General features: G+C 66.3%; 7 protein-coding genes, 1 tRNA gene and 1 pseudogene. 4 read left to right on the forward strand and 5 right to left on the reverse strand.

What is annotated here, in order from left to right:
* The 3 genes from ACLL9L_RS04105 to ACLL9L_RS04115 form a co-directional block, all read right to left on the reverse strand.
* Positions 1-701: patatin-like phospholipase family protein (locus ACLL9L_RS04105; RefSeq protein ID WP_411283377.1), on the reverse strand; the 701-nt coding region annotated here is incomplete at its 3' end.
* A gap of 445 nt (positions 702-1,146) precedes the next feature.
* Positions 1,147-1,809 carry a hypothetical protein gene (locus tag ACLL9L_RS04110; protein WP_411283378.1) on the reverse strand — a complete coding sequence of 221 codons (663 nt, stop codon included), beginning with the start codon at positions 1,807-1,809 and terminating at the stop codon, positions 1,147-1,149.
* A gap of 21 nt (positions 1,810-1,830) precedes the next feature.
* Positions 1,831-3,231, reverse strand: a complete 1,401-nt coding sequence (locus ACLL9L_RS04115) for a selenium-binding protein SBP56-related protein (RefSeq protein WP_411283379.1) — start codon at positions 3,229-3,231, stop codon at positions 1,831-1,833.
* Positions 3,232-3,422: 191 nt separating this feature from the next.
* Here ACLL9L_RS04115 and ACLL9L_RS04120 point away from each other — a divergent pair.
* Positions 3,423-4,682, forward strand: a pseudogene (locus ACLL9L_RS04120) (transposase).
* A 490-nt stretch (positions 4,683-5,172) separates the two neighbouring features.
* Positions 5,173-5,469 carry a hypothetical protein gene (locus ACLL9L_RS04125; RefSeq protein ID WP_411283380.1) on the forward strand — a complete coding sequence of 99 codons (297 nt, stop codon included), beginning with the start codon at positions 5,173-5,175 and terminating at the stop codon, positions 5,467-5,469.
* Positions 5,470-5,655: 186 nt separating this feature from the next.
* Here the strand turns inward: ACLL9L_RS04125 and ACLL9L_RS04130 are convergent, their stop codons facing one another.
* Positions 5,656-6,546: an alpha/beta fold hydrolase gene (locus tag ACLL9L_RS04130; RefSeq protein WP_411283381.1), complete on the reverse strand. Its 891-nt coding sequence runs from the start codon at positions 6,544-6,546 to the stop codon at positions 5,656-5,658.
* A 462-nt stretch (positions 6,547-7,008) separates the two neighbouring features.
* Here ACLL9L_RS04130 and ACLL9L_RS04135 point away from each other — a divergent pair, with 462 nt between their 5' ends.
* Together ACLL9L_RS04135 and ACLL9L_RS04140 are read left to right on the forward strand one after the other, a co-directional pair.
* On the forward strand, positions 7,009-8,565 hold the full coding sequence (locus ACLL9L_RS04135; protein WP_411283382.1) for an amidase: 1,557 nt from the start codon (positions 7,009-7,011) through the stop codon (positions 8,563-8,565).
* Positions 8,566-8,980: 415 nt separating this feature from the next.
* A tRNA-Phe gene (locus ACLL9L_RS04140) sits at positions 8,981-9,114 on the forward strand.
* 69 nt (positions 9,115-9,183) lie between these two features.
* On the opposite strand, the gene ACLL9L_RS04145 is transcribed toward ACLL9L_RS04140, so the two are convergent.
* Positions 9,184-9,411 carry a tyrosine-type recombinase/integrase gene (locus ACLL9L_RS04145; RefSeq protein ID WP_411283383.1) on the reverse strand — a complete coding sequence of 76 codons (228 nt, stop codon included), beginning with the start codon at positions 9,409-9,411 and terminating at the stop codon, positions 9,184-9,186.
* Positions 9,412-9,441 lie beyond the last annotated feature (30 nt).

Here is a 9,441-nt window from a genome sequence, read left to right on the forward strand (position 1 = left end):
GGACACAGCGGCGGGATCACGCGCAGGTCAACGACCGGTGCATAGCGTTCGACGTCGAGCAGCAGGCGCCGTTGGACGATCAAGGTCGTGGCGTGCAAGGCCATCCCGAGCGCGGACCGCGGCGGCTCCTTCAAGGCGCACGAGTAGCCGGTCGCGAAGACCCAGACCGTGTCGGCGCCCATCTCGATCGCGTGCGATATCGGCGAGTTGTTGACGACGCCCCCATCCATGTAGGCCCGATCGTCGAGCGAGACCGGGGGCAGGACACCCGGGATCGCCGTGCTGGCGAGGATCGCGTCCTCCGCCGGCCCGGACGAGAGCGCCCGCCCGGCGCCGGTGAGGACATCGGTGACCACGACGTGCAGTGGGATGGGCGCGTCCTCGAGTCGATCGAACCTCAGGTGATCGCGCAGGAGGCGCCGAAGGCCACTGTTGCTGACCAGGTGATCGCTGCGCCCGGAGAAGCCGAGCAGTCCACGAAGCGGATGCGTAGGGAACACCGAGCTGCGCCGGAGCGATCGCCACACCTCGCCCAGGTCTTCGAGCGGGGCCTCTGCAGCGACCCACGCTCCGTTCAGCGCTCCGACCGAGGTGCCGACCACAAGATCTGGGTGGACTCCCGCCTCAGCGACAGCAGTAAGCATTCCGACCTGCGCGGCACCCAGGTTCGCGCCTCCGGACAACACGAAAGCTGTAGCCATCCCTCCACGATGACGTCAACCGTCACCGAGCGGTGGCCACCGACGCATCCTTCACAGACCCGTAATACCTCGCACCCAGGGCCAGCAGGGTCAACGGGTGATCCGCGCGGCCTCCTGAGTCGGTCAGGAGGTCTTCCCGCCATCCAGGTCGCTGAGACGATCCGCGAGGAGCAGGACGCCGCCGTCCGCAAACCGATCGGTGACCTTCGTCCCGAGCACGTCAGCGATTAGCTCAGTGTCCTGCGTCTGCTCGACGTTGTCGTTGGGATGTCCTGTAGTCGCGGCCGGTCGGCCGTTGAGGTGCAGCTGGGGGTCGGGGCGAAGCCAACTAGGGAGCTCACCAATTGAGAAGGACCGATGTGCCTGGTCAGTGACAGTCCTCGTCACGGCCTGCTCGTGGTACTGCCCGGTGCGTCAACCGCCGCGTTTGCCGCCAGCGTGGGGTTCACCGCCACAGGGCTGCCACTGCACTGAGCAGTCCCAGTAGCATCAGGCTCAGCGCCCACACCATGTCGAGGTTGAACCACGTGCGCGATACGGCCCGCAAGCCGAACCAGCGGTAGACCAGGATCGCCAGCACTGCGCCGGCCGACAGCATCGCGAGTGTGTGCGCGGCGGCGACGAGCAACGCGGGGGCGGTGTGGTCGGTCACGAGCTGGCTCAGGGCGGCGTGCTCGCCTGCCATGTCGGGCTGGTTCATCGACAAGAAGATCGGCAGCAGCATCAAGCCAGCGCCATGGGCGGTTGCGGCAAGGAACGACCACCACACGAGACGGTGCGGGGCAACCCGAGCGAGGTACTTGGGGTGATGTGACCGCGAGATCAGCAGGTATGCGCCGAAGCCGATCGCGACGCCCGACGCGACCAGCCGGATCGGCGTCTCCCACTCAACGAGCGCACTGACCATCGAGAACGGCAGCAAGATCGCCGCCATCGCCAGGAAGTGGCCAAGCGCCAGCATCCCTAGAGCACTGACCAGCGCCGAGGACCGGCGCTCCATCAGCGCGGCCGAGACCGCCAGCGGCCATCCCATGCCCGGGTTCAGCCCGTGATAGATCCCCGAGAGCGCGACCGCCCACCAGAGCGCGGCGGTGGACGCCTCGCCCATGTCCACGGTGGATGAGCGCGCTCAGGCCGAGGGGTAGCAGAAACTGTCGGTCGAGCAGTCTCCGCCTTCCAAGCGGATTTGGTGGGAGCGGTATCCGTCGGGGAACTCCACCCAGAAGCTGTCGTCTAGGGTCAGCCCACCCTCGCCGCCCGCGTCCGCTTTCACCATGGCAGCAGGCACGCCGTCGGGATAGAACTGGTCATCCCAGGTGGAGTAGAGCGAGTTGGTCCAGTAGACCCGCTTGCCGTCCCGGCTGACCTCAACCATCTGAGGTCCGCCCAGGTATTCCGCTCCGCTGGGATGCGCGGTCTTGCGGGTGATCCCGCCGATGCGGACCGAGCCGGCGAGTGTGGGGTTCATCGGGTCATTGACGTCGTACTGACGCATCTCCCCGGTGCCCCAGCACGAGACGTAGAGGAACCGGTCGTCCAGAGACAGGTCGATGTCGGTGACCAGAGGCGGCACCGCCTCGAATCCCTTGAGCAGCGGCGGCAGATCATCAGGGTCCGCGGGTTCGGGCGGGATCGTCGCGGTCTTCTTGACGTGGAACTCACCGTTCTCGCGCCACCAGGTCCAGATCGACCCCTCGAGGTTGGTGGTGTCGATGACGACGCCGCAGAAGCCGTACTCACGGGAGGGGTCGTGGGCAGGCCGCACCTCAAGAGCCATCTGGTGGTTCTCGCCGAGGTCGATGGTCTGCACGTTGCGTCGGCCGCGCAAGTCCCAGAAATGGAGGCGGTGGCCGTACTTGTTGCTCAGCAGGTCTTCGGGGACGATGCCGCCCTCGAACTGCGGCGGCAGTCCCCACTCGGAGGAGACCATGTAGTCGCGCGGAAGATTCCACCAGAAGTCGTAGTGCTTGTCCTGAACACCACGATCGATTTCCCAGCGGCCGAGCACCTCGAAGGTCTCGCAGTCCATGATGAAGATGCCGGGAGGGCCGTCGGTGCCGTCCGCCCCGCCGCCGCCGAGCGTCGAAACGTAGATCCCCTCGGGGCCGCAGTGGATCGTGTGAGGCCTCGAGTAGCCCGTCTTCGCGAAGATCTCCTCAGGCTCGATGACCTTGTGCAGCTTGGCTGCCGTCGGGCCACCTTTGACGTCGACGACGTAGATCCGCGACGACCGGATGCCCGGGATGATCAGGTAGCGGCGCTCGAGGAAGGCGTGCCCTGTCAACGGTGACAGGGCCGAGGAGCAGGCGTTCCAGCCGAAGTGGTGGAACTCGTCGCCGGTGTTCGGCATCAGTACCTGGTGGACGATCTCGCCGAATGACGCGGAGTCGGGGTCGACGTCGACCACGGCCAGCCCGTCGGGTGCGGAGCCGTCGGGGCTCAGCATCACCGTGTAGGCCAGCGTCTCGGCGGGCGCTTCCATCGCCAGTCGTGGTGAGGCATGGAAGGTGACGTCGGGCCTGGCTGACATGGGGTACCTCCGGAGTGGGCGACGAGTCCCTATGGCCAACGTAGGGCAGGATTGCCGAGGTCGCCAGACTTGAGTTGTACCGCCCGGGATGACTTGGGCGGTGGCCAAGACGCTGACCTGCGGCATTGTCGCGCGGGCGGCCCGTAAGTGGTCACTAAGAACCTCCCGTGAGGGGCCGGTAGCCTCGCTGGATGGGCTCGTTCGTGCGTCAGGTGACGACGGCCTCGGGCGCGACCGCGGTTCAGATCGTGCATAAGAAGGGCCGGGTGGTGCTCGGGATCGTGCACATCGGCTCGGCCCATGACGAGGCTCAGCTGGCGGCGCTGCTGCAGGCTGCGCAGGAGCAGCTGCACGCCGGCCAGGGGCTGTTGCCGTTGGAGACGGCCTCGGGTGGGGGCCGCCCGGTCGGGCAGGCGGTGGTCGAGGGACCGCGTCGCTGGTCGTGTGGGAGGCGCGGCGCGGGGTGTTCGACGCGCTCGGCTTCGACGCGGTCAAGGACGAGGCGTTCACGTGGTTGCGCAAGGTCGGGATGAACAAGGAACGCCGGGTCGACCCCCAGGTCACCGTGGGCCTCTTGACCGACGCGACCGGGTTCCCGGTGCAGGTGCACCTGTTCAAGGGCAACAAGGCCGAGACGAAGACGCTGATCCCGGTCCTGACCGCGTTCCGGGAGCGTCACGCCGTGCGCGACATCGTCGATGTGGCCGACGCCGGGATGCTGTCCGCGGCGAACCTGCTCGCGCTGGAAGAGCCGGGTTTGCGTTCATCGTCGGGTCCCGGATCAGCAAGGCCCCGTACGACCTGGCCGAGCACTTCCGCAGCAAGGGCAACGTGTTCACCGACGGGCAGTGCCTCGAGACCACCCGCCCCATGGGCACCGGGAAGGCCGCTCGGGAGCGGGGGGTGGTGCACCAGTACAAGTTCAAGCGGTCCCAGCACGACAAGCGATCAACGCGATGATCGCCCGGGCCGAGAAGGTCGCCGACGGCACGAGGCGGTTGCAGAAGGACCGGTTCGTCAACATTGAGGGAGCGACCAAGGGTGTCGACTGGGACCTCGTCGAGCGAGCCCGGTTCCTGGCCGGGCTGAAGGGCTACGTCACCAACATCCCGGCCGAGACGATGACGGGCCCGCAGGTCACGGCCGCGTACCACGACCTGTACCAGGTCGAGCGGTCCTTCCGGATGGCCAAGTCCGACCCTGCCGCGCGGCCGGTGTTCCACCGGATCCGCCCCAGCGTCGAAGCCCACCTGACCGTCGTCTTCGCCGCCCTGGCCGTCTCCCGCGCCGCTCAAGCCGCGACCGGGCTGAGCATCCGCAAGATCATCACCACCCTGCGCCCCCTGCGCTCAGCGACCGTGACCATCAGCGGCGCCACGATCACCGTCCCGCCACGCATCCCCGCCGAGGCCCAAGCCATCCTCTACGACCTCCGCCGGGGTGGTAACTAAACCGGCACAACTCAGGCCAGAGCCACGATTGGGTCGGCTCGACCTATCCCATTGCTTTCTGTACTCGACCCGCTCTATCTCGTTGTGAAAGACGCATCCCGACGAAGGCGTAGGCGCGTAGCAGGAAACTCGGGAATAACAACCGGCCGAAGATGTGGTGGGGGTCGAGGTGCGGCAGTGCCCGCCGCCCCTTATCGACGAGGCCGCGCAGTGGCGTGTCCAGCGGCGCCAACCAGCCCGCAGGCTCGGGCGATGCGAATACATACGCCTGTTCCGGGGTGAGCACCAGACACCGTAGGGTCGCGACGGCTGCGGCGAACACGTACCGCCTCGATATCGCGTGCATCTCCCGAGTATGCCGTTACTCACCATCCCGGATTCAATGTCCTAAAATGCCGCAGGTAGCGGATCGCCGGCAGTTGTTCCCGCATCCAGGTTGGGGGCATGTCGTTCCGTTGACACTCGTGCCATGTCGGGTTGACATGACCAGATGCTGTTCGTTGCAGTGCGCGTCCTCGCGCTGCTCTTTGCGCTTTCATGGCTCATCATCCCGGGCTTCGGGCTTATCGACCTCAGCGTCACCTGGAGCCCAGACTGGCCGGTGATGCTCGAGGCCGGGCGGGGACTGTTCTTCTCCGTGTTCGTCGGGCTCGCCTTTCTCGTGGTTGCCCTCTTCCCGAAACGGTCCACCACACGAGGCCCTTCCTCGATCCATGCCGCCCCACGCCGGGGCGCCCGAGCCGTCAACGTGGAGCACGCGCAGCGCAGCGAGCCTGAACGACGTTGACACCGACCAGCAACGGCAGACACTAGCGAGCGAGGAAGGGCCCACCCCGATCCACCCTCGACAAGAACAAGAGCACGGGCATAATGCCGATCAGCGGACGTCCGCGGGCTGGCTGGTGACGCGTCGCCTGCTGCCTCGAGCTGTCTGTGTCGTGTACTCCTGCGGCGCGTCACCGCGCCTGGGCCGCTACTTCCAGCGGTTGATGAACTCGACCGTCGCCGTGTTCACGTCATCCGGGTTCGAGGCGCTCAGGAAGTGTTGGCCGCCCTCGACAACCCGCAGCTCAGTGTCGGCAGCATTGACGAACCGCCTGATCTCGTCCTCGGCATTGGGCACCGAGTACACCTGATCAGCCGTGCCCTGCATCCACAGGACCGGACATCTCACGCTGTCGAGTCGGCCGTGCAAGCCGTCACGATCACGCAAATTGATAGTGCTGATCCGGAGCCGCTGACGCCCCGCATCACCGGTGTAGTTCTTCTGGTATGTCGCATGCCAGAACGAGCGCTCGTTGGGCGCTAGGTCCTCACCGAGGCCGGCCTCGAGGACGGCATCGACGAACTCGACCGGAACGATCCACTCGTCGCCGACGCTTTCGGCAAGTGCGTCGATTGAAGGGGTGCAGAAATCGATTCCGTCCCAACACCCCAGGTCGCGACTGCGCTGGCTCTCGTAATCCATCGAGGTGCCGAGCGGAATGATGCCTTTCACTGCGTCGGGGGCGAGCATCGCCATGCGGGCCGCCACCCATCCGCCTTGCGACGTACCCAGGACGAACGCCTCGGAGATGCCGAGCGCGTCAAGAACCTGCAGGTTGGCGACGGCGCTGTCCCAATAGGTGAAGTGTTCGTACGTGGAGCGCGTCTCACCGTGGCCGTACAGCTCGATGGCAAGCAGGTTGGCGGTTTCACTGAGTTCGGTATGAGCGAACTGGGGCCGGTACAGCTCAACCGAGGTGCTGAACGAGTTGACCATGACCAGCGTCGGGAGCGAGGCATCGTAGGGCTTGCCAAACTCGTAACCGATGGTCGAGGTGCCGAGATGGGGCACGGTGACCGTTCGGACTTCGTCACTCATGGTCTCTCCTCTGGATGGCTGCTGGCGGGGAAGGACTGATGCACGGCCTGAGGACAGGTTGGGTCGGGCCGCCGATTGCAGGTGTGGTCATGATGGTCTCTTACTCGATGGTGGTCAATCGTCTGAGCGGCGGCTGGTCGTCAGCGCCGGTGCTGGGCCACGTTCGATCCAGACGGGCCGAAGGTGAGCCGCCGAACGGACGACGAGGCGTGAACGTCCGGATCTGCCGCGCTGGGTGTGCGTTCTTGCTCAGTGAGGGATCCCCGCTTGGACACGGCTCAGGATCGATGGGGCGGCATCAAGCTGCCCGGCTAAGTATTCGGCTTCCGCGACCCGCTCAACCAATGCTGCCGCATACGCTGGGCCTTCACCCGTCCAACACCGGCGGGCCAGATCCGCGAGCAGCACAGGCCCGTTCAAGTCTGATGCGCCTTGATGGCTCAACGTCTCCTAGGAGTGAAGATGGCTTTTCGTCCCCCAGACCGTGACGATCTGATCGCCGCTGGAAGTAAGTTCGGGATCACTCTGTCCGAGATTGAGCTCGCGACCTACGAGAGCCTGACCGCCGGGTCGGCAGCAGCGTACGACTTGGTGGAACTGCTGTATGCCGAGACCGCGCCGTCGGCGCCCACCGGGCGCGGCAGCTCTTTCCCGGCTCCGGCGGACAACCCGCTCGGTGCGTGGTATGTCCGCACCGAGATCCCCGGCGCCGCAAGCGGTCCGCTGCACGGGTTGCGGGTCGCGATCAAGGACAACATCTCCGTGGCCGGCGTGCCGATGATGAATGGCTCGCGCACGGTCCAGGGCTACGTGCCCAAGTACGACGCAACCGTAGTCACCCGCCTGCTCGAGGCCGGTGCGACCGTGGTCGGTAAGTCCGTCTGCGAAAGCCTCTGCTTCTCCGGCGCCAGCCACACCTCCGACAGCGGGCCGGTCCGCAATCCGTGGGACACGACCCGGACCACCGGCGGTTCGTCCAGCGGCAGCACGGCGCTCGTCGCTGCGGGCGAGGTCGACATCGCCCTCGGTGGTGACCAGGGCGGTTCGGTGCGCATCCCGAGTTCGTTCTGCGGCACGGTCGGGCACAAGCCGACCTACGGCCTGGTCCCCTACACCGGCGCGTTCCCGATCGAGCTGACCCTCGACCACCTCGGCCCGATCACCCGCACCGTGTCCGACGCGGCCCGGATGCTGTCGGTGATCGCCGGGTACGACGGCGGTAAGGACCCCCGTCAGCCGTCCGGCGTGGCGTCATCGGATTACGACGCCGACAGCGACGGCGACGTCACGGGCATGCGCGTCGGGATCGTCACCGAAGGCTTCGGCCTTGAAGGGCTTTCCGACCCCGAGCTCGACGCGACAGTCCGCGCGACCGCGCAACGACTGACCGAGGCAGGCATGATCGTCGAAGACGTGAGCATCCCATGGCACCTGCACGGCATGGCGATCTGGAACGTCGTCGCCACCGACGGGGCGACCGCGCAGATGATCGACGGCAACGCCTACGGCTACAACTACAGCGGCTGGTACGACCCAGAGCTGATGGCGCACTACGGCAAGCAGCGCCACGAACGGGCCAATGACTTCTCCGCCACGACCAAGCTGGTCGCCCTCGGTGGCGGCTACTCGCTCGCCTCGACCTACGGACGCTACTACGCGATGGCGCAGGACCTGGTCCCGCGCCTGCGCAAGGCCTACGACGACGCGCTGGAGACCTACGACGTGCTGGTCATGCCGACGCTGCCGATCACCGCGACGACGCTAGTCAGCAATCAGGACGATTTGATGACCAGCATCGTCCGCGCCCTGGAGATGATCGTCAACACGGCCCCGATCGACTGCACCGGTCACCCGGCGACCAGCGTCCCGGCCGGCTTGGTCAACGGCCTGCCGACCGGGCTGATGATCATCGGCAAGCACTTCCAGGACGCGACCTGCCTGAAGGTCGCCAAGGCGGTCGAGGCCCAGGCCGGCGGGTTCCCCCAGCCACCGGCGTACGCCGCAACGGTCAGCCACTAGGGACCAGGCATCGCCAAGGCACTGCGGCGCACTACCGACAATTTGGTGGCTATGCGGTTGTGCTGATTGCGAGGTCTTGGGACAGCGTGCGCATGCGGGTTCGGAGGTCTTCGTGTGGGCGCGGTTGAGGCGGGTGCGCGCCGTCGGGGGCCGTCCGGGTCCGGGTCGGCGGACGCTGGCACGGATCGAGGTGATGATCTGGTCTCGGAGGGCGATGGTGCCGCCTCTTCGGTTGGCACCCGGTAGTGGCGGGCCCAGCCGGGTTTGACGACCAGCTGTTTCGCCCGCGCAGCTTACGCAGGTCGTAGGCGGCTTGCCGGGCGGTGTAGCCCTGATCGGCGCGGCCGGTGAGTGAGCCCACCTTGACCGCGAGATCGACGGTGAATCCGTCGGGTGCCACGATTAAGGCGAGGATGGCGGTCGGGGCCTTGTGGATCGCCGTTGAGCGTGTCTGAACGCTCGCAGCGGGCTCTGAATCCCGCGGGGCAGACCTCGAAAGCGTGTGTGGGGGAAACTCCACCGTGGGTTCAAATCCCACCGCCACCGCCGCTGACCAGCGGAAACGCCGGTCGGAGCCTCAGGGCCCCGACCGGCGTTCCCGGTCCTCGTCTCGTACCGCTAAGTCATCGCAGGGTTGGACCAGTCCATGACGCTCATGATCATCGGCTGGCTCACGCCCAGGATGCGTAGGACGGTCGCGGCGGTATGCCTTGCATCGTGCAGCCGGCTGTCGCGGATCCCGGCCTCCGTGAGGAGTTCCTTCCAGTGTTGATCGGCCCCTGGATTCGTTGGTGGTCCAGGCTTTTGACGCTTACGTCTTCGAGCGGCTGGCTGTGCCGGCGGCAGCCGGGAGTGACTTCTTGTTGGTCAACTAGT

It is taken from the genome of Lapillicoccus sp. (genome assembly GCF_046595215.1).
Lineage (GTDB): Bacteria > Actinomycetota > Actinomycetes > Actinomycetales > Dermatophilaceae > Lapillicoccus.

What these genes read in the sequence shown, in the direction of transcription:
- ACLL9L_RS04110 (WP_411283378.1), bottom strand. Translation starts at nt 1,809, where the DNA reads ATGGGCGAGGCGTCCACCGCCGCGCTCTGGTGGGCGGTCGCGCTCTCG.
- ACLL9L_RS04115 (WP_411283379.1), bottom strand. Translation starts at nt 3,231, where the DNA reads ATGTCAGCCAGGCCCGACGTCACCTTCCATGCCTCACCACGACTGGCG.
- ACLL9L_RS04125 (WP_411283380.1), top strand. Translation starts at nt 5,173, where the DNA reads ATGCTGTTCGTTGCAGTGCGCGTCCTCGCGCTGCTCTTTGCGCTTTCA.
- ACLL9L_RS04130 (WP_411283381.1), bottom strand. Translation starts at nt 6,546, where the DNA reads ATGAGTGACGAAGTCCGAACGGTCACCGTGCCCCATCTCGGCACCTCG.
- ACLL9L_RS04135 (WP_411283382.1), top strand. Translation starts at nt 7,009, where the DNA reads ATGGCTTTTCGTCCCCCAGACCGTGACGATCTGATCGCCGCTGGAAGT.